Annotated in this window: 22 protein-coding genes; 21 read left to right on the top strand and 1 reads right to left on the bottom strand. The window is 53.6% G+C overall.

Features of this window, described 5'->3' with window-relative positions; translation table 11 throughout:
* Positions 1-13 precede the first annotated feature (13 nt).
* From ptsP to E1N14_RS15875, 9 genes are all read left to right on the top strand, one after another.
* Positions 14-2,248: a phosphoenolpyruvate--protein phosphotransferase gene (gene ptsP / locus E1N14_RS15915; protein WP_025010543.1), complete on the top strand. Its 2,235-nt coding sequence runs from the start codon at positions 14-16 to the stop codon at positions 2,246-2,248.
* A gap of 49 nt (positions 2,249-2,297) precedes the next feature.
* Positions 2,298-3,098, top strand: coding sequence for a sulfite exporter TauE/SafE family protein (locus E1N14_RS15910; RefSeq protein WP_062793821.1), 801 nt, complete (start codon positions 2,298-2,300; stop codon positions 3,096-3,098).
* 37 nt (positions 3,099-3,135) lie between these two features.
* Entirely contained in the window at positions 3,136-3,963 is an 828-nt protein-coding gene (gene lgt / locus E1N14_RS15905) for a prolipoprotein diacylglyceryl transferase (protein ID WP_025010545.1), read from the top strand.
* Entirely contained in the window at positions 3,963-4,757 is a 795-nt protein-coding gene (thyA, locus tag E1N14_RS15900; RefSeq protein ID WP_025010546.1) for a thymidylate synthase, read from the top strand. Before lgt ends, thyA begins: the two co-directional genes overlap by 1 nt.
* Positions 4,758-4,873: 116 nt before the next feature.
* On the top strand, positions 4,874-6,049 hold the full coding sequence (gene nhaA, locus E1N14_RS15895) for a Na+/H+ antiporter NhaA (protein WP_025010547.1): 1,176 nt from the start codon (positions 4,874-4,876) through the stop codon (positions 6,047-6,049).
* Positions 6,046-6,429, top strand: a complete 384-nt coding sequence (locus tag E1N14_RS15890) for a hypothetical protein (protein ID WP_062793820.1) — start codon at positions 6,046-6,048, stop codon at positions 6,427-6,429. The genes nhaA and E1N14_RS15890 overlap by 4 nt, the downstream gene beginning before the upstream one ends.
* A 16-nt stretch (positions 6,430-6,445) precedes the next feature.
* Positions 6,446-7,354: a transcriptional activator NhaR gene (gene nhaR, locus E1N14_RS15885; RefSeq protein WP_025010548.1), complete on the top strand. Its 909-nt coding sequence runs from the start codon at positions 6,446-6,448 to the stop codon at positions 7,352-7,354.
* 98 nt (positions 7,355-7,452) lie between these two features.
* Positions 7,453-7,692, top strand: coding sequence for an FAD assembly factor SdhE (locus tag E1N14_RS15880; RefSeq protein ID WP_062793819.1), 240 nt, complete (start codon positions 7,453-7,455; stop codon positions 7,690-7,692).
* Positions 7,673-8,095 carry a protein YgfX gene (locus E1N14_RS15875; protein WP_025010549.1) on the top strand — a complete coding sequence of 141 codons (423 nt, stop codon included), beginning with the start codon at positions 7,673-7,675 and terminating at the stop codon, positions 8,093-8,095. Before E1N14_RS15880 ends, E1N14_RS15875 begins: the two co-directional genes overlap by 20 nt.
* 17 nt (positions 8,096-8,112) lie before the next feature.
* On the opposite strand, the gene nadB is transcribed toward E1N14_RS15875, so the two are convergent.
* A complete protein-coding gene (gene nadB, locus E1N14_RS15870) occupies positions 8,113-9,723 on the bottom strand; it encodes an L-aspartate oxidase (RefSeq protein WP_025010550.1) in 1,611 nt (536 codons plus the stop codon).
* Between the two features lie 198 nt (positions 9,724-9,921).
* Here nadB and rpoE point away from each other — a divergent pair, with 198 nt between their 5' ends.
* The 12 genes from rpoE to E1N14_RS15810 all read left to right on the top strand — a co-directional run bounded on the left by rpoE (position 9,922) and on the right by E1N14_RS15810 (position 20,285).
* Positions 9,922-10,500, top strand: a complete 579-nt coding sequence (gene rpoE / locus E1N14_RS15865; RefSeq protein WP_025010551.1) for an RNA polymerase sigma factor RpoE — start codon at positions 9,922-9,924, stop codon at positions 10,498-10,500.
* Positions 10,501-10,524: 24 nt separating this feature from the next.
* On the top strand, positions 10,525-11,145 hold the full coding sequence (locus tag E1N14_RS15860) for a sigma-E factor negative regulatory protein (protein WP_025010552.1): 621 nt from the start codon (positions 10,525-10,527) through the stop codon (positions 11,143-11,145).
* Positions 11,146-11,154: 9 nt separating this feature from the next.
* The gene (locus tag E1N14_RS15855) at positions 11,155-12,087 is read left to right on the top strand and encodes a MucB/RseB C-terminal domain-containing protein (protein ID WP_025010553.1); all 933 of its coding nucleotides are present in this window, start codon (positions 11,155-11,157) and stop codon (positions 12,085-12,087) included.
* Positions 12,088-12,097: 10 nt separating this feature from the next.
* Positions 12,098-12,577: a SoxR reducing system RseC family protein gene (locus tag E1N14_RS15850; protein ID WP_025010554.1), complete on the top strand. Its 480-nt coding sequence runs from the start codon at positions 12,098-12,100 to the stop codon at positions 12,575-12,577.
* A gap of 117 nt (positions 12,578-12,694) precedes the next feature.
* Positions 12,695-14,485: a translation elongation factor 4 gene (gene lepA / locus E1N14_RS15845; protein ID WP_025010555.1), complete on the top strand. Its 1,791-nt coding sequence runs from the start codon at positions 12,695-12,697 to the stop codon at positions 14,483-14,485.
* 436 nt (positions 14,486-14,921) lie between these two features.
* Positions 14,922-15,836, top strand: a complete 915-nt coding sequence (gene lepB, locus E1N14_RS15840; protein WP_025887849.1) for a signal peptidase I — start codon at positions 14,922-14,924, stop codon at positions 15,834-15,836.
* Positions 15,833-16,516, top strand: coding sequence for a ribonuclease III (gene rnc / locus E1N14_RS15835; protein WP_025010556.1), 684 nt, complete (start codon positions 15,833-15,835; stop codon positions 16,514-16,516). Before lepB ends, rnc begins: the two co-directional genes overlap by 4 nt.
* Positions 16,513-17,502, top strand: coding sequence for a GTPase Era (gene era, locus E1N14_RS15830; RefSeq protein ID WP_025010557.1), 990 nt, complete (start codon positions 16,513-16,515; stop codon positions 17,500-17,502). Before rnc ends, era begins: the two co-directional genes overlap by 4 nt.
* A gap of 8 nt (positions 17,503-17,510) precedes the next feature.
* Positions 17,511-18,236: a DNA repair protein RecO gene (gene recO, locus E1N14_RS15825; RefSeq protein ID WP_025010558.1), complete on the top strand. Its 726-nt coding sequence runs from the start codon at positions 17,511-17,513 to the stop codon at positions 18,234-18,236.
* A 112-nt stretch (positions 18,237-18,348) separates the two neighbouring features.
* Complete coding sequence (pdxJ, locus tag E1N14_RS15820) at positions 18,349-19,086, top strand: pyridoxine 5'-phosphate synthase (RefSeq protein ID WP_025010559.1); 738 nt, start codon at positions 18,349-18,351, stop codon at positions 19,084-19,086.
* On the top strand, positions 19,086-19,466 hold the full coding sequence (gene acpS, locus E1N14_RS15815; protein WP_025010560.1) for a holo-ACP synthase: 381 nt from the start codon (positions 19,086-19,088) through the stop codon (positions 19,464-19,466). Before pdxJ ends, acpS begins: the two co-directional genes overlap by 1 nt.
* 279 nt (positions 19,467-19,745) lie before the next feature.
* Positions 19,746-20,285: an Mpo1 family 2-hydroxy fatty acid dioxygenase gene (locus tag E1N14_RS15810; RefSeq protein ID WP_025010561.1), complete on the top strand. Its 540-nt coding sequence runs from the start codon at positions 19,746-19,748 to the stop codon at positions 20,283-20,285.

The raw sequence follows: 20,285 nt of genomic DNA, 5'->3' as shown, positions 1-20,285 counted from the left end.
AAAGGGGGAACAGGTGTTAAACACGCTCAGGGATATTACTCAGGCAGTTGCAGCCGCAAGGGATCTTGAGGCTGCCCTTGAGCTATTGGTCGGTCAAATAAAGGCCGCCATGAGCACTCAGTGTTGTTCTATCTATATTCTGGATAAAAATGAGTTGGTCCTCTCCGCCACAGATGGCTTGGAACCCAGTGCCGTCGGCCGGGTTCGCATGCCGTTGACCGAAGGTCTGGTAGGCCTGGTTGCCGAGCGTGAAGAAGCCATCAACCTTGCCGATGCCAGAGCCCATCCCAGATTCAAACTGTTTCCCGAAGTGGCCGAAGAGGAATATCGCGCCTTTCTCGCCGCGCCCATTATCTATCAGAAACAGTTGCTTGGTGTCATAGTGGTGCAGCAGCCCAGTGCCCGTCAGTTCAGTGAAGGGGAAGAAGCCTTTCTAATGACGCTGGCGGCGCAGTTGGCCATGGCCATTCGCGGCCTCAAACAAAAAGCCAGTGTCAAGGAAGATCAGCTGCAAATCCTGTTTCAGGGCACGCCGGCCTCCAATGGTATCGCCATTGCCCATGCTTTGGTGCTGGGCGGGCAGATATCACTGGAGCAGCCGGATCAAACCGCAGCAGATATCCCCAATGAGCTTGAGCGCCTCAAGACAGCAATCGAGCGTTGCCGTAACACCCTGAGCACCCTGGCACAGCGTTTTGACCGTGAGCAGGATGAAGAGGTGGTGTCTATCTTCTCGGCGCTGCAACTCTTGCTGGAAGAGGCCAGCCTTGGGGGCGAATATCGCGATGAGGTGCTTGCGGGTTGGTGCGCCGAGTCGGCGGTCAGTCGCGTGTCTTTGCGTTACATCACCCAGTTTATGGCGATGGAAGACCCCTATCTCAAGGAGCGGGCCAGCGATATCCGTGACTTGGGGCAGAAGGTGCTGCGCCAGTTGATTGAGCCGGAACGGTTGGAGCTCAATGCCGATAAGCCGGTTATTCTGGTGACCCGTGAGGCGGATACCACCTTGCTGGCCGAGTTTCCGCGGCAAAAGTTGGCCGGGATAGTGACAGAGCTTGGCGGGGTCAACTCCCATGCCGCTATTCTGGCCCGGGCGCTGGGTGTACCGGCCATCACAGGGGTCGACCAGGTCTTGGCTGCCGACATCGACAAGAAGCTTTTGGTGCTCAATGCCACCCGCGGTCAGCTGATGGTGTCGCCGTCTCCGGCCGTGGTCGGTGAGTACCGCAGTTTATTGTCTGCCGAGAGAGCGTTGCAGCGGCAATACGCCAGAGAGCTGAACCTGCCGGCCGAGACGGTCGACGGCAAACGTATTCATCTGTATATGAACGCAGGGTTACTCAGCGGTTTGGCCTCTGAAATTGCCGAAGGCGCCGATGGTATTGGGTTGTATCGCACCGAAATCCCCTTCATGTTACAGCAGCGCTTTCCCAGCGAGTCTGAGCAGGTAAAGGTGTATCGCCAGGTGCTGGAGGCGGCGTCCGGTCGGCCCGTGGTGATGCGCACCCTGGATGTGGGCGGAGACAAACCCTTGCCTTATTTCCCCATCAAGGAGGAAAACCCATTTTTGGGCTGGCGTGGCATTCGCTTGTCGCTGGACCATCCCGAGCTGTTTCTGGTGCAAATTCGCGCCATGCTCCAGGCCAGCGGCAGCGGCGAGCAGCTGCATATTTTGCTGCCCATGGTCAGTAATCTCGATGAGATAGATCAATCGCTGGAATATATCGAACAGGCTTATTCCGAGCTTAAGTCGGATGTGAACCCTGAGCTGAAAAGACCCAAGATCGGCATTATGCTGGAGGTGCCGGCGCTGCTGTTTCAACTGGATGAAGTCGCCAAGCGTGTTGATTTTGTTTCCGTCGGCAGCAACGACCTGACCCAATATCTGTTGGCGGTAGATCGCAACAACCCCAGGGTCAGCGCCCTGTTTGACAGCTATCATCCTGGAATATTGCGTTCACTGAAACAGGCGCGGGAGACCTGCCGTCAATATGGCCTAGGTGCCAGTGTCTGTGGCGAATTGGCCGGTGAACCCGGCGGCGCTTTGCTGCTTGTCGCCATGGGCTATAACCGCCTGAGTATGAACCAGGGGAGTTTGGCCAGAATAAATTATCTGCTGCGGCGAGTGCGCAGCAGTGAACTCGAGCAGTTGTTGGCCGAGGCGCTGACACTCAGGAGCGGCAGTGAAGTGCGGCAACTGGTGCACGATTATTTGGGGCAAAGAGAGCTGGCGGCCATTCTCAATTGAACCTGCCGTGGCGGGTGTATGGAATAACAACAAGAATTAAGGAACCTCTGTGGACACATTTCTCTGGGTATTCGGTGTTTGTCTGGCGTTGGGGGCTTTTGTCGGCTTTATGGCCGGCTTGTTGGGGATAGGAGGTGGTCTTATTGTGGTGCCGGCGCTGTTGTATATTTTACCCAAGGTGGGAGTTCCCGCCGCGCAGTTGCCCCATGTTGCCATTGCCACTTCGTTGGCGGCCATCATTTTGACCTCTTTTTCATCGGCCCGCGCCCATCACAGCCACGGCAATATTCCTTGGCCACTGTTTAAATCCATGTTGCCTGGTCTGGCGCTGGGGGCCTTGTGTTCGGGGTTTATCGCCGAATTGATCCCGGCCGATGATCTGCGCCGCGCCTTTGCCGTGTTTGTAATATTAATGGCCGTCCAGATGGCATTTCCTTTTCGTCCATCGGCGAAAGAGGGCTTGCCGCCATTTCCCGTTTTACTCATAGTCTCGGCGATTATTGCCATTATTGCCGCCTTGATGGGCATTGGTGGTGGGGTGCTTTTGGTGCCTTTCCTCACCTGGTGTGGGCTGCAGATGCGTCAGGCGGTGGGTTTTTCATCGGCTACCGGCCTTATCATCGCCCTTTGGGGGAGTTTAGGGTATGTTATCGCAGGCTGGAACGCCCCGGATATGCCGAGCGGCACTCTGGGATACATTTACCTGCCGGCTTTGGTGGGCATTATTGCCTCCTCAATGTTGGTGGCGCCTGTGGGTGTAAAAGCGGCCAGCACTTTGCCGACGCCGGTACTGAAGAAAATATTTGCACTTTTATTGGTTGTTGTGGGTCTTAAACTTATTCTGGCCTGATCTGCGCCGTAGTTAATTTAGGAATCGTCTTTCTGTTATGGCTTTAGAATTTCCCAATATTGATCCTGTGATCGTATCTTTTGGCCCCTTTGAGCTGTTCGGCCAGACTTTTGAACCGGCTTTGCGTTGGTATGGTTTCATGTACCTGCTGGGCTTTTTGGCCGCTATGATACTGCTCAACCGTATGGCTGACAGATCCAAGGGGTTATGGAGCCGCGAACAGGTATCGGATCTGCTGTTTTACGCTTTTCTCGGGGTGATCCTGGGAGGACGCATAGGTTATGTGCTCTTCTACCATCTGGATTACTTTATTGCCGACCCCTTGTACCTATTCAAGATCAGCGAAGGCGGCATGTCTTTCCACGGCGGCTTGATGGGGGTTATTCTGGCCATGCTCTACATCGCCTGGAAACAGAAGCGCAGCTTCTTCGCGGTGGCGGATATGGTGGCCCCCGTGGTGCCCATTGGCCTGGGCGCCGGGCGCCTGGGTAACTTTATCAATGGCGAGCTTTGGGGCCGAGTCACAGATGTACCTTGGGCCATGGTGTTTCCTTCAGGTGGCCCCGAGCCTCGTCACCCTTCGCAGCTGTATCAATTTGCCCTCGAAGGGGTAGCGCTGTTTATTTTGCTGCAATGGTTCAGCAGACGCAGTCCCAAGACAGGAGCCGTGTCCGGGATGTTTTTGCTTGGCTATGGTATCTTCCGCTGCATAGTGGAAACGGTCAGACAGCCGGATGCCCAACTCGGGCTTTATTTGGGCTTTTTAACCATGGGACAGATACTGTCAGTGCCCATGATCCTCTTTGGACTCTATCTGTTAATGCGTAATGCGCCGCAGACCGGCGTGGTGAAGGACAAGCAGTAATGCAGCAATATCTTGATTTAATGCAACATATTTTAGATTCCGGTACCGACAAGAGTGACCGTACCGGCACGGGAACCCGCTCTGTGTTTGGCTACCAGATGCGTTTTGACCTCAGTAAGGGGTTCCCCTTGGTGACCACCAAAAAGTGCCATCTGCGCTCCATCATCCATGAGCTGCTCTGGTTCCTGAAAGGGGACACCAATGTTGCCTATCTGCATGAAAACAAAGTGACGATTTGGGATGAGTGGGCCGATGAGTCCGGTAATCTGGGGCCGGTTTACGGCGCTCAGTGGCGCAGTTGGCCAACGCCCGATGGTGGTCATATCGATCAGATCACTCAGGTGATAGAGCAGATCAAGGCGCAACCTGACTCCAGACGTTTGATTGTCTCGGCCTGGAATGTCTCCGAGCTCGACAAGATGGCGCTGGCACCTTGTCATGCCTTCTTCCAGTTTTATGTAGCCGATGGCAAGTTGTCCTGTCAGCTGTATCAGCGCAGCTGTGATGTGTTCCTGGGACTGCCGTTCAATATCGCCAGCTACGCCTTGTTGACCATGATGGTAGCGCAGCAGTGTGATCTTGAATTGGGCGATTTTGTTTGGACCGGCGGTGATACCCACCTTTACTCCAATCATATGGAGCAAACGGCGCTGCAACTCAGCCGTGAGCCCAAGCCTTTGCCGCAAATGAAAATAACCCGTAAACCTGAATCAATTTTTGACTACCGATTCGAAGATTTCGAGTTGTCCGGTTACGAACCTCATCCTCATATTAAGGCGCCTGTCGCTATCTAAACCGGGTTTTTCGTGGAATACTTCGTATATCTCGAGGTATTCCTCAGAAACTTTCGATTATACTTACTTAAATCCATCTACTACACTCAAATCAATTATGTTTTTGGGAGTTTAGTATGGAAAAGGCACTTCGGAATTTCCTGAGCCAGGAATCTGCCGGCGGTATTTTGTTATTGATTGCTGTAGCTTTGGCTATGGTCCTGGCTAATTCACCGCTTTCCGGCCTCTATCAAGGTTTTCTGGATACCCCGATGCAGTTGCGTCTCGGGGCCCTGGATATCAACAAGCCCTTGCTGCTGTGGATCAACGATGGTCTGATGGCGCTGTTCTTTCTGTTGATTGGTCTGGAAGTCAAACGTGAGCTGCTGGAGGGGGCGCTGTCCAGTGTTTCCAAGGCATCTCTGCCAACCTTTGCCGCTATAGGTGGCATGGTTGTTCCGGCCGCTATCTATCTGCTGTTCAATGCCAATGATCCTGTGACTCAGGGGGGCTGGGCGATTCCGGCCGCGACTGATATCGCCTTTGCGCTGGGGATCATGGCACTTTTGGGCAACCGGGTTCCCGTGGCGCTCAAGGTGTTTTTGCTGGCGCTGGCAATCATAGATGACCTGGGTGTAATCGTTATTATTGCGCTGTTCTATAGCAGTGATCTATCCATGATCAGCCTCTTGATTGCCGCCGCTGCCGTCATAGGTTTGGTTACCTTGAACCGCCGTGGTGTGACTGCGCTTGGAGCCTATGGCGTACTGGGGGCCATTCTCTGGGTCGCCGTACTCAAGTCCGGGGTACATGCCACTTTGGCCGGGGTGATCATCGCCTTCTGTATTCCGCTGCGCGACAAGCAAGGTGGTTCACCGTCCGAGCACCTGGAGCATGCACTGCACCCCTGGAGCACCTTCCTGATCCTGCCGGTATTCGCTTTTGCCAACGCCGGGGTAGCCTTGGGGGGCATGTCGCTGGAAAGCCTGGTATCGCCTGTACCTCTGGGTATTGCATTGGGTCTGTTGCTCGGTAAGCCGATTGGTGTGGTGTTGTTCAGTTTTATTGCGGTTAAGTTGCGTCTGGCTGAGTTGCCTGAGGGCATTGCCTGGCGCCATATCATGCCTGTGGCTGTGATGTGCGGTATAGGATTTACCATGTCGATGTTTATTGCCTCTCTGGCATTTGAGCATGGTGGCGTTGTCTATAGCGATTTGGCCAGGTTGGGGATCCTGATCGGATCTATGTTGGCGGCAGTCGTGGGCTATTTCTGGCTGTCAAAAGTGTTACCTGAAAAAGGAGAAAAGGAATGAAAACAAGCATAATGGCCGGACTCATTCTGGCGGGCTTAGCCCCTTTGGCTCAGGCGTCACAGATAGAAGCCTGTATTGCAGACAAGGAAGCAGCCCTGTGTCAGAGTTACCTCGAAGGCGTTGTTGATGGTGCCCTCATGTATAAGCCACAAGCGGTAGGCGCTCGCCTGGACAGCAACGGCTATGAAGCCCGCGCCCTTAAGTATCGGGGAGGAAAGCGCTTTCAGGAAGCCAATCGCAAGTATTGCCTGGACAGGATCCCGGATCGGGATCAACTGGTACAGGGTATCAGCGAAGCCTTTGAAAGCGGCGAGGTCAAGGATATAGAGACGCTACAACTTGCCGTAAATAATTTGCTGGACTGTCAGCGTTTGAAGTAAGGAATCGGGGCAGCCTATGTCTCATTTGAACTACAACCACCTGTATTACTTTTGGATGGTGCATAAGCAAGGCTCAGTGACCAAGGCTGCCGAGACACTCTGTTTAACTCCCCAGACCATTACCGGCCAGATAAGGACGCTGGAAGAAAGGCTCAAGGGGAGTCTGTTCAAGCGGGTGGGGCGCAACCTGGCCCCTACTGAATTGGGCGAGCTGGTGTTTCGTTACGCCGACAAAATGTTCAGCCTCTCTTATGAGATGCTCGATGTGCTCAACTATCGCAAGGATGAATCCATCCTGTTTGAGGTGGGTATTGCCGATGCTCTCTCCAAGGCGTTGGCCAGTCGGGTGCTGATGTCGGTGATCCCGGCCAACAGTTCCATGCACCTGGCCTGTTATGAGGCAACCCACGAAAGCCTGATGGCCAGGCTCAGGGAGCATAAACTGGATATGATACTGTCGGACTGCGCCGGTGAGTCTCTCAAGTATCCGGAAATTCTCTCCAAGAAGTTGGGGGAGTGCGGTATTGCCTTTTTCTCGGCGCAGGAGTTTAAAAGTGGCTTTCCCGAGTGTCTGGAAGAGGGGCCCTTGCTGATCCCCAGTCGGCGTACTTCTCTGGGCCAGCAACTCTATCGCTGGTTTGATGAGAAACGCCTTAATGTCAAGATTCTCGGTGAGTTCGACGATGCGGCTATGATGAAGGCCTTTGGCTATTTCCGTAAGGGGATATTTGTCGCCCCCTCCATCTATCAGCAAGATATTCTCGAGCACAACATACGTCTGCTCGGTGAAACCATGGAGATCAAAGAGGAATATCATGTGATGTTCGCCGAACGGATGATCCAGCATCCGGCGGTGCAGCGCTTGCTGGAAACCGATTTTGGTGACTTGTTTGCCGGTCGTGACCTTCAGGTGCAGCAGTTCTGATACGGGTGGATGATTAAGGCGGATATTCGACAGCGCAGACGCCAGAATGTAAACTTGCGACAAAATTCTTGATTGGAGCATGATAGGTGTCTGACTTGATGAGTACCCCCAGGGTTAAGTGGGCATGTCGCCGTGGTATGCTGGAGCTTGATGTACTGTTTCAACCCTTTGTGGAACAGCATTACGAGACTCTGAGCCCTGAGGATAAGGCCTTGTTTGTTCGTCTGCTTGAGTGTGAAGATCCTGAGCTCTTTGCCTGGTTTATGGGGCATGAGCAATGTTCGGATCCGCAACTGGCACAGATGGTAGTGCGCGTTCGTGGCCGGGCAGCGCCATAGGTTTCAACTCAGTTCTTCCTTCAGCCAGTATCTGAGTCTGACGGTGCTGGCTGCTATTTGCCTGAGCAGCTTTCTTGCCTGGCCGGCGCTGGATTATCCTTTCTATTTATTGTTCAAATACCTATGTTTACTGCTAATGCTGGCAGGCTTTGGCCTTGCGCTGTGGCGTTTGCGCTGCTGGCAACTCTGTTTCTGGCTTAATGAATTGGGTGAAGGACAGTTCGAACCCGGTTCGAGTTTCGAACTTAGTGGCAGACCTTGGGTCAGCCCCTTTGTGGTGACTTTTACCTATCAGGGGGAGGATAACTACGGGCGTTGCTGGCTGTTTGCCGATATGTTTGACGACACAGACTATCGTCACCTGTGTCGTCTATTGTTGCAGCGCTCAAAGTCCGCTAACTGAACTCATTCCTGCCCAAGTTATTCAGGTTGCAGAATGGTCGGCTGCGGATTCTCCAGTTTCTGCGGATGATCGATATTACAGTGCAGGCCGCGGCTTTCCTTGCGGGCCATAGCGCAGCGGATGATCAACTCGGCCACTTGCACCAGGTTCCGCAATTCCAGCAGGTTGTTGCTGACGTGGAAGTTGCTGTAATACTCCTGGATCTCCTGTTGCAGCATGGCGCAGCGGCGCAGGGCACGCTCCAAACGCTTGTCTGAGCGCACAATGCCGACATAATCCCACATAAAGAGTCTCAGCTCATGCCAGTTGTGGGCAATAACCACTTCTTCATCCGAGTTACATACTTGGCTTTCATCCCAGGCCGGGATATTGCCGGGCATGGCAATTTTACCCAGTTGGCTTTGAATATCGGTCGAAGCGGCGCGGGCGAATACCAGGCACTCCAGCAAGGAGTTACTCGCCAGGCGGTTGGCACCATGCAGTCCGGTATAAGCCACTTCACCTATGGCATAGAGGCCATTGAGATCTGTCTGACCGTGAAAATCTGTCATTACCCCGCCGCAGGTATAGTGAGCGGCAGGCACCACAGGGATAGGTTCCTTGGTGATATCTATCCCTAAGTCCAGGCAGCGCTGGTAAATGGTAGGGAAATGCTTGATGACAAATTCCGGGTCCTTGTGGCTGATATCCAGATAGACGCAATCGGCACCGAGGCGCTTCATTTCATAGTCTATGGCCCTGGCCACTATGTCCCTGGGCGCCAGTTCGGCGCGTTCATCAAAGTCAGGCATAAAGCGACTGCCATCGGGACGGCGCAGATAGGCGCCTTCACCGCGCAAAGCTTCGGTCAGCAGGAAATTGCGGGCATCTGAATGATATAGACAGGTCGGGTGGAACTGATTGAATTCCATGTTGGCCACCCGGCAACCGGCACGCCAGGCCATGGCAATACCATCGCCACTGGCGATATCCGGGTTTGAGGTGTACTGGTAAACCTTGGAACTGCCGCCGGTCGCCAGGGCGACAAACTTGGCCTTGATGGTTTCAACCTGCTCAAGGTTACGGTTCCAGACATAGGCACCCAATACCCGGTTGCCCGGACGGCCCAGTTTACGGGTGGTGATCAAATCTATGGCGTTATAACGCTCAAGCACCAGAATATTGGGGTGGGCCTGGGCCATCTCCTGCAGTGTGGTCTGTACCTCTTTGCCGGTGGCATCAGCGGCGTGCAGAATACGCCTGTGGCTGTGGCCGCCTTCGCGGGTTAGATGGTAGGCGCTGTCATTGATGCTGCCATCGGGATTTTCTTCCTTATCGAAGGCAACACCGCATTCAATCAGCCATTGCATGGCGGCTCGGGCATTTTCGGCCGTGTAGGTTACCACTGCTTCATCACAGAGTCCGGCGCCGGCGACCAAGGTGTCGGCCACGTGGGATTCTATGGTATCCTCCTCGTCGAAAACCGAGGCTATGCCCCCTTGGGCATAATAGGTTGAGCCTTCGTTGAGAGGACCTTTGGAGAGTAAAATGACTTTGGTTTTTTCAGCCAGGTGAAGGGCGAGAGTCAAGCCCGCTGCACCACTGCCTATGACCAGGACGTCAGATTGGTGTTCAACTACTTGTTTCATCGGGTATCATGAGATGTGACTGGGGTTCGGTTATGGTAAACCAACTCGCGAGGGATGGATACAACCCAGCTCAGGATATTCACAGTACATTTTTTGCAAAACATCAGAACTTTTTCGAAGCACGCTAGTCTACATAAGTGAATATGATTCGAGCGACTGAGAAATCAGCATTATAAGATTTGGGAGAAGTCGGCTCGGATGAGTGGACAAACAAGTGATCAACAACTGGTTGAGCGCGTACAACGTGGCGATAAAAACGCTTTTAACCTGCTGGTGCAAAAGTACCAGAGTAAGGTCATCAACCTGATATCCCGTTATGTACGGAATCAGGCCGATGTAGCAGACGTGGCGCAAGAGGCTTTTATCAAGGCTTATCGGGCGTTACCTAATTTCCGCGGTGAGAGTGCCTTTTATACCTGGTTGTACCGAATAGCAGTAAATACGGCCAAGAATCATCTGGTGTCACAGGGGCGCAGAACACCTGCGAACGATGTGGATGCCGATGAAGCCGAATTTTACGATGGCAGTGATGCCCTGAAAGAGTTCGCCTCTCCTGAGCGGTTGATGCTTTCAGACGAGATAAAGAAGACTGTCTTCGACACTCTCGAGTCGCTGCCGGAAGAGTTAAAGATGGCTATCTCCTTGCGTGAGCTTGATGGTATGAGCTACGAGGATATTGCCAATGTGATGGATTGCCCTGTAGGTACTGTGAGATCCCGTATCTTTCGTGCCCGGGAAGCCATAGACAAGAAGCTCCAGCCTTTGCTGGAAAGATGACCCTTTAATAGAGACAGGTGAGTAATGGATAAATTAGGTCAGGAGTGGGTTTCTGCGGCAGTGGACGGCGAAACCGACGCTCAGACGCTGGCAGAACTGGCTGGTGACACTGCTTCTCACGACAAGTGGCGTAACTATCATTTTATCGGTGATGCCATGCGTGGCGAGTTGCCCTCAGCTATCCCCTTGGATCTGTCCGCCAGTATTGCGGCCGCTATCGACAAGGAGCCGGCGATTGTCGCACCTGTCACCTCAACCCCGGTATCTGTGGCCGATGAGCCTCAGCGTCAGGTTGCCAGCGGTGCTAGAGTGATCCCCATGTTCAAGCAGTTTGGCCAGTATGCGATTGCCGCCACCGTTGCCATGGTTGCGATTGTTGGTGTTCAGAACTACAACCAGACTCCCGAAAGCCAGGATCCTGCATCCCCTGTGCTTATTACCCGTCCTTTGGTGGGCAGCGCCTCACCCGTTAGCCTGCAAACCGGGCCGGTTCAGCAGCCACAGGGCTATACCAATGAGCAGTTGATTGAGCAACGCCGCAGGATCAACAGCTATATTCAGGATCATATGTTGCAACAGAGATTGAATGCCGGTGTGGTTATGGATAACAATAATGAGGTCGTTCCTGTTCCTATGAATCGTTAAGGAAATCTCTTGCGCCTTTTCCTCCTGGCCATTCTGGCCTTTGCAGTACCTGCCTTAGCGCAGGATGATATGTCCGCCAAAGCCTGGCTTGAAAAAATGAGTCAGGCTCTGCGCGAAAAAGAATACAAGATTTCTCTCATCCAACTTCAGGCCGATAATATTCGGCCTTTGGTATACCTGCACGGTAAAGTCAACGGCGAGGAAGTTGCCTTTCTCGAACACCTCAATGGTCCGCCAAAGAATGCCGTTCGTGTCGGCAATACAGTGACCTTTATCGAACACGAACAGCCCGCCTACAGCATCAAAGCCAAGCGTATTCAAGGGGTGATGCCGGCAGCCTTCTTCGGTGACAGTGGCGACCTCGAAGCCGGGTACCAACTGGTGCTGGGTGGCCGCAGCCGTATTGCCGGACGTCCCGGACAGATGGTTCGCATTTTACCCAATGATGAATATCGCTATGGTTTCCAGGTGTGGATGGATATGGAAACCTTCCTGCCGCTGCGCTATGACATGCTGAATCAGGACAAGCAGTTGTTGGAGCAGTTGTTGGTCATTGAATTGATAGAACTGCAGGAAACAGCACCTCTGCTGGTGGAGGCCTACAAGCAGGAATGGCCGGCGGTGATGAATCCATCAGAGCGGGAAGATGGCCAGAACTGGCAATTTGATTGGCTGCCGCCCGGTTTTCAGGTGGTGGTTCGCGATCATCATCGCCTGATAGGCAGTCATGAGCCGGTGGAATACATTGCCCTCACCGATGGCCTCAGCAATATCTCTGTCTACGTTGCCCGCGCCGGTGATGCGCCCATGCCGGAAGAATTGATGACCCGCAATGGCCTTTCCATGGCGGCTGACAGAGTCGGTAACCTGGAAGTGGTTGCTGTCGGTAAGGTGCCGACACAAACGCTTATCCGTATCGCTTCGGGTCTAAGGCTGGAGTGAGGACAGGGTTATGATGGAACAGGTGGCTAAGGTCATAGGTACAGACAGTGATGGTTGGGTCAAGGTGCAGGTGGAGTTGAAGAGCGCCTGCAATCACTGTTCCAGCAGCGAATCCTGCGGCACTTCGGCAGTTGCCAAGGCGTTTGGCAGTCGGTTGCAGGAGTTTTCCCTGCCCAGCACTGAAACTTATCCCGAAGGCACCTTGCTGCGTTTGGGCTTGCCGGAAAGCGTAGTGCTCAAGGCGGCTCTGTTGGTTTACATGCTGCCTTTGGCCGGGTTGTTTATGGGCGGGTTATTGGGGCGCTTTGTTGCCTCACTCGCCGGGTTCAGTACAGATGGCGGCGCCATATCCATGGCGATCGCCTTTGCCTTGCTGGCTTGGCAACTGGGCAAGTCTCAGGCACGCAGGATTGAAAACCGGGCTCAACCCGTCATTCTCGCCAATCTTGGCCAAGCCATGGAGAGCGCTTCAGAAACTCACTGCCACTAATCCTGTCCTTCCCACAAAGGCTCAAAGTGTGAATCTAATTGGTATTGGCCCAGCAATCGGGTACAATTTCGCACCTTTGAGCACAGTCTCCCATTAGAATTTAGTCATTGCAGCATAATGAAACATATTAGAAACTTTTCGATTATTGCCCATATCGACCATGGCAAATCTACCCTCTCAGATCGCCTGATCCAGGTTTGTGGCGGCTTAACCGACCGTGAAATGGCTGCTCAGGTGCTGGATTCAATGGATCTGGAGCGCGAACGCGGTATCACCATCAAGGCCCAGAGCGTTACACTCGACTATAAGGCAAAAGACGGTGAAACCTATCAGCTGAACTTCATCGATACCCCAGGACACGTTGACTTCTCCTATGAAGTTTCCCGCTCGCTGGCGGCTTGTGAAGGAGCCTTGTTGGTGGTTGATGCCGGTCAAGGGGTTGAGGCCCAGACACTGGCGAACTGTTATACCGCGCTGGAAATGGATCTGGACGTCGTTCCTGTACTCAACAAGATTGACCTGCCTCAGGCTGAGCCCGAGCGGGTTGCGGCCGAGATTGAAGACATAGTCGGCATTGAAGCCAAAGACGCTGTACGCTGCTCTGCCAAGACTGGTGTTGGCATAGACGAAGTGCTGGAAACCATAGTGGCACAAATTCCGCCACCGGAAGGTGATCCGGAAGGGCCGCTGCAGGCTCTGATCGTCGACTCCTGGTTCGACAGCTACCAAGGGGTTGTGTCTCTGGTGCGGATCAAGAACGGCGTGCTCAAGAAGGGCGATAAGTTCAAGGTCATGAGCACAGGCCAGACTTACAACGCCGACAAGGTGGGGATCTTCACACCCAAGCAGACAGAAAAAACTGAACTGAGAACCGGTGAAGTCGGCTTTATCATCGCCGGTATCAAGGAGATCCACGGTGCCCCTGTGGGGGATACCCTGACCCATGCCAAACACGGCGCAGACAAGCCTCTGCCTGGCTTCAAGAAAGTGAAGCCTCAGGTGTACGCTGGTGTGTTCCCCATCTCTACCGACGACTATGAAAGCTTCCGTGATGCGCTGAATAAGTTGAGCCTGAACGATGCTTCACTGCAGTTTGAGCCGGAAAACTCCACCGCCTTGGGCTTTGGTTTCCGTATCGGTTATCTGGGACTCCTGCACATGGAGATCATCCAGGAGCGATTAGAGCGGGAATACGACCTGGATCTGATCACCACGGCACCGACTGTGGAATATGAAGTTGAACTGACCAATGGCGATGTTGTCTATGTGGATAACCCATCCGAGTTGCCGGCGCTCAACTATATCGAAGAGATGCGTGAGCCTATCGTCGAAGCCAATATTCTGGTGCCCAAAGATTACCTGGGCAACGTGATCACTCTGTGTGTTGAAAAGCGCGGTGTGCAGAAGAATATGGTTTACCACGGCAACCAGGTAGCACTGACCTATCATATTCCGGCGGCCGAAGTCGTGATGGACTTCTTTGACAGGCTTAAGTCCACCAGTCGTGGCTATGCTTCGCTCGAGTACAATTTTGTCTACTTCCAGGCGGCCGACATGGTGCGTTTGGATGTGTTGATCAACGGCGACAGAGTCGATGCACTGGCGATGATCATCCACAGGGGCAACATACGCCACCGTGGTATCGCCCTGGTGGAGAAGATGAAAGAGCTGATCCCGCGGCAGATGTTTGATATTGCAATCCAAGCCGCAGTGGGCAGTCAGATTGTGGCCCGTTCGACCGTGAAAGCACTGCGTAAAGACGTAACCGCCAAGTGTTACGGTGGTGACGTTTCCCGGAAGAAAAAACTGCTGCAGAAGCAGAAAGAAGGTAAGAAACGGATGAAGCAGCTCGGTAACGTGGAAGTTCCACAGGAAGCCTTCCTGGCGGTATTGAAACTGAACGAGTGATCCTGTGGCGCCTCGGCGCCCTGGATAGCAACATCTCATTTGCGCCGCATTTTGCGGCGCTTTAGTTAGTTTAAGGGGAGACCTGTCCCTGGAACGGCAAATATGGGTAAACTAACTAAGGAAGGTGCGAACAAGTCCCATGTGTGCTCTGCGTCGGCTTACAAGCCTGGATGCAAGGCGTGGTTCGCAGCAAATGGCCCTAGTCCTTTGCAAGAAGCACAACACAGCAGGCAGGCTTGTAAGCCACGCCCTTCGGGGCTTGCACAGCACCGGCTCTCTGCGTTATCCGCCTTTGGCAGGCCCCGGCATGCCTTCAGTCAGATGCCTTGAACGCCAATTGCTGTGTAAGCCAGAGTGCCACGAGGACTTGTTCGCACCTTCCCTAAAGCTGACAAGACTTATTCCAATTTAATACAAGGCAGGAGTTAAATAACCAATGGCAGCCTATTTTTCCATTATTCTGGTGCTGGTGACCTTGGTCAGTGGCCTTATCTGGGCGCTAGATGCCTTTGTGCTGGCCCCCAAGCGTCAGGCTAAACTGGCACTGGCTCAAGCGCAAAATGGCACCTTGACCGATGAAGTCACTGAAAAAATTATCCAGGAGCCAGGTTATGTGGAAACCTCCAAGTCCATTTTCCCTGTGATAGCCTTTGTGCTAATCCTGAGATCTTTTTTGTACGAGCCGTTTCAGATCCCTTCCGGCTCCATGATGCCAACCTTGCTGGTGGGTGACTTCATTCTGGTGGAAAAATTCAGCTATGGCCTGAAAGATCCTGTATGGCGCAGCAAGCTGGTGGAAACCGGCGAGCCGGAGCGCGGCGATATCATAGTATTCAAATACCCTAAAGATGAGCGGGTCGATTACATCAAGCGGGTTATCGGTTTGCCAGGCGATAAGATCATCTATCGCAACAAGGAACTCTATATTCAGGAAGCCTGTAAAGAGCAACAACCTTGTCCAGGTCCTAAACTGGTATTGAGAGCACCGGTCAATAAAGGCGAATTCCAGGATGACGGCGTGGATCTGCTGCGTTTTCGCGAACAACTGGGTGAGGTGACTCACGATATTCTGATCAACCCGGCTCGCCCTGAGCCATCGGCCTTCTATTACCGTGAGCCAGGCTTTGCTCAAGGGGAGTTTGTCGTACCTGAAGGCCACTATTTTGCCATGGGTGATAACCGCGACAACAGTACCGACAGCCGTTTCTGGGGCTTTGTGCCTGAAGCCAACCTGGTGGGTAAGGCTGTGGCAATCTGGATAAGCTTTGAGTTTGAGCGCCAGCCTCAGGATTGGTTACCTACCTGGGTGCCAAGCGGTGTGCGTTTTGAGCGTGTAGGTGGTTTGAAGTGAGAGAACCTGTGAAGAATTTTGCCCGTCTGTGTCGTACTCTGGGGTATGAATTCAATAACATGACGCTGCTGGAGCAGGCCATGACTCACAGAAGTGCGGCCAACAAGCATAACGAGCGGTTGGAATTCCTCGGTGACTCTATCCTGTCGATAGTGATTTCCGATGCCCTGTATCATCAGTTCCCCAAGGCGACGGAAGGCGATCTCAGCCGGATGCGTGCCACCTTGGTGCGCGGTGATACCCTGGCACAAATCGCCAAGGAGTTTAAGCTGGGTGACTATCTGACCCTGGGCCCGGGCGAACTCAAGAGCGGCGGGTTTCGCCGCGAATCCATACTCGCCGATGCGGTGGAGGCCATCATAGGTGCCATCTACCTGGACTCAGATCTGGAAACCTGTCGACCACTGCTCTTGGGCTGGTACCAGCAGCGACTGAAGGCGATTCAACCCGGGGTCAGCCAGAAAGATGCCAAGACCCAGTTGCAGGAGTACCTGCAGGGCTATAAGAAACCTCTGCCTGAGTATAAAGTGGTGGCGGTTTCCGGCGAGGCGCACGATCAGACCTTTACCGTAGAATGTCGTATCGAAGAGCTGGCTCAAGCCGTATCCGGCACCGGCAGTTCACGCAGAAAAGCCGAGCAGCAAGCCGCTGCTGGGATATTGGAGTTACTGAAAAAATGAGTAAGACCCCAGAGGTACCGGCCCAGGAGCCGAGCCTGGATGAACTGCTGGCCAAGATGAACCAGCCGTCGCCGACACCCGCCTATGATGTTACCTACTGCGGTATGGTGGCTATAGTCGGTCGCCCCAATGTCGGCAAGTCCACCTTGCTCAACCGTTTGCTTGGCCAAAAGGTGAGTATCACCTCCCGTAAGCCGCAAACCACCCGCCACAGGATCATGGGGATCCACACCGAAGGCCCATCGCAGATAGTCTTTATCGACACCCCTGGATTGCACATAGAGGAAAAGCGCGCCATCAACCGTTTGATGAACCGCGCCGCTGCCAGCTCGCTGGCCGATGTCTGCATGGTGATCTTTGTGGTCGATGGTCTCAACTGGACCGCCGATGACGAAATGGTGCTCAATAAGCTGCGTCATGGCGGCAGTGAGCGCAAGACAGTGCTGGCGGTGAACAAGGTCGACTATATCAAGGATAAGGAGACACTGTTTCCGCACCTGGAAGCCCTGGGGCAGAAGTATGCCTTCGATGAAATTGTGCCCATCTCAGCCAAGTCGGGTACCAATGTCGGCCGCTTGATGTCGCTGGCGAAAGAGTCACTGCCCGAGAGCGTGCACTATTTCCCGGAAGATTATATTACCGACCGTTCACAACGCTTTATGGCCTCTGAAATCGTCCGTGAAAAACTGATGCGTTTTCTCGGTGATGAATTGCCTTATGATGCCACGGTGGAAATCGAGCAGTTCAAGATGATGGAGAATGGCGTCTATCAGATCAATGCGCTTATTCTGGTTGAACGCGACGGCCAGAAACGCATGGTGATCGGCAAGAAGGGCGAGCGGATCCGCACTATCGCCACAGAGGCCCGCAAGGACATGGAGCAGTTATTTGATAACAAAGTGTTCCTGGAAGTCTGGGTCAAGGTGAAGTCGGGCTGGGCCGATGATGAGCGTGCCCTTCGCAGCCTGGGTTATGGCGAAGACTGAGGCCGACTATGCTGCGAGGCTATGTGCTGCACGCCCGGCCCTATCGGGAATCCAGCATGTTGTTGAACCTGCTGGTGGATGGTCTTGGTCGGGTCGACGCCGTTGCCAGAGTCGGCAGTGGCAAGCGCTCGATAAAGAGCATAGTGCAACCGTTTCAGCCGCTGCTGTTCCAACTGAGTGGCCGCAGCGATCTCAGAACCCTGACTCAAATTGAGAGTGCGTCCCCGGCAGTGCCCCTGTCCGGGGACGCTTTATATGCGGCCATGTACCTCAATGAACTCTTGGTGCGGGTACTGGGCAACCACCAGAGTGGCGAAGCGCTGTTTTTCAGTTATCATCAGAGCCTGCTGGCGCTGGCCAAGGGCTTTGAGCAGACAACACTGCGTTATTTCGAGCTAAGACTCTTATCCGAGCTTGGTTGCATGCCCTCATTGGTGAAGGATGCCGATGGCGCCGATATCCAAGCCGATGGCTGCTACAGACTTATTCCCGAACAGGGGTTTATTCCCTTTATTGGTGATGCCAAGCGGCAAGAGGCGCTACCGGGAAGCACTCTATTGGCATTGGCAGAAAACCGCCTTCAGCAAGAGGATTGGCAAGCTGCCAAAGTCTTGACCCGGCAATTGCTCCGGCCACTGCTCGGTGATAAGCCACTGCTCAGCAGGCAGTTGTTTGCCCGCCGGGGGGAAAATTCGTCAAGGGTCCCACAGCCGCCCAGCCGAGGAGAGAAATGAGCTCTTCAGCCCGCTTTTTTCAAATGCTGCCGTTACAATGGGCAGAGAATAGAAACTGCTTTTATACCGCCGAACAGGCTGGTGCATTCCAGGAATTATCAAGGAGTTAAAGATGAATAGAATCTTGTTAGGGGTGAATATAGATCATATCGCCACCTTGCGGCAGGTGCGTGGCACCCATTACCCGGATCCTGTGCATGCAGCGGCCGTGGCCGAACACGCCGGCGCCGAGGGGATCACTATCCATCTTCGTGAAGACAGACGCCACATAGTGGATCGCGATGTCTATCTGCTGGCCAAGACGCTCAAGACCCGGATGAATCTGGAAATGGCGGTCACCGAAGAGATGCTGGATATCGCCTGTGAGGTTAAGCCTGCCTATGTTTGTCTGGTGCCGGAGAAACGTGAAGAGCTTACTACAGAGGGCGGCTTGGACGTTGCCGGTCAGCAGCCAAAAATCGCCGCGGCGGTTAAACGTCTGGCCGAGCAGGGCACTAAAGTATCACTCTTTATCGATGCCAACCGCGAGCAGATAGATGCCGCCGTAGCCGTGGGTGCGCCCGTGATAGAAATTCATACCGGCCGCTACGCCGACGCCCACAGCGCCGAAGAGGAGAGCGAGGAGTTGGCCCGTATCACGGAAATGGCGGCCTATGCTCATGGCAAGGGCCTGGTGGTCAACGCAGGGCACGGGTTGCACTATCACAATGTGAAGCCGATAGCGGCCATCCCCGAGCTGCATGAGCTGAATATCGGCCACGCCATCATAGCCAGGGCGGCGATAGACGGCCTGGACAAGGCGGTCAGAGATATGAAGCAACTCATGCTGGAAGGTCGCAGAGGCGAGTAATGGCTGTGCTGGGACTGGGAACCGACATAGTGGAAATCGCCCGCATTGAGGCTCAGTTGGCGCGGGGTGGCGATAGGCTGGCCAAACGGGTGCTGACCGAGGCCGAATATGTCCGCTTTCAGACGCTGAGCGAACCGGCGCGATTTCTGGCTAAGCGCTTTGCGGCCAAGGAAGCGGCTGCCAAGGCGCTGGGAACTGGAATAGGCCGTGGAGTCTCGTTTCAGCATATTCATATCAGCAATAATGCCGATGGTGCGCCCCAGCTTGAATTCAGTGATGGCGCGCACCAGCGCCTGGAAACACTGGGCGCCAAGCGGGCACTGCTGTCCATTGCCGATGAACGTCACTATGCGGTGGCGACTGTTATCTTAAGCGACTAGCACAACTAAGCCTTGCCTGGTACTGAGGGCCTTGTCCAAGTCGTCAGACTGGCTGTTTGTCAGGTTTGTCAAAGCATGAGAGGAGCCGAGAGGCTCCTTTTTTATGGCGTTGTCACTGGTTAATTGTTGCGGTACTCTCAAACCATCAGGTGTATTAATCGCATCTGAGTACAGGCACTTATCTGAAGCTCAAGTATATGGGCCTGCACCGGAATCAAATAGACACTCGAGGTCCCTGCTTGGCGGGAGGAGAATAATAACAAAACCAAGGAGAGCGTCATGAAGTCGGCTGTTGAACAGTTGTCCACTTATAAGAGTGTGCATCTGAACCCTACCAATATCAAAACTCATTTTATCGGTATCCCATTGATTATCTGGTCAGTATTTTTAATGCTGTCGTTGTGGCGCCTGCCTTTTTCAAGTGGCACTCTCAGCGTCGCCATGTTGCTGGCTGTTGGGGTGATGCTTTATTACATCAAGCTGCATTGGCGTTTGGCGCTGGGACTGGCACTGTTTATCCTGCCGGTGATTCTGACAACCGAATGGCTCTATACCCTGGGTTATGCCAGTATTTGGTTGGGCATAACGGTTTTTGTCATAGGTTGGATATTCCAGTTTATTGGCCACAAGTATGAAAAGGCCAAACCGGCCTTTATCGATGATCTTAACCAACTGCTTATTGGCCCCTTTTTCCTGATGGCCGAAGTGTTTTTTATGCTGGGGCTGGAAGGTGAGTTGGATAACACCATCACCGCGATAGCCCGGGACAAACGCCGGGCACTGGAAGCCGCCAGAAGGGCAGACAATACTGCCCAATGA

Origin of the sequence: Shewanella algae (genome assembly GCF_009183365.2) — a bacterium.
Taxonomy (GTDB): domain Bacteria; phylum Pseudomonadota; class Gammaproteobacteria; order Enterobacterales; family Shewanellaceae; genus Shewanella; species Shewanella algae.
The sequence above is the reverse complement of the archived record's forward strand: the minus strand, read 5'-3'. Positions and strand labels throughout refer to the sequence as shown.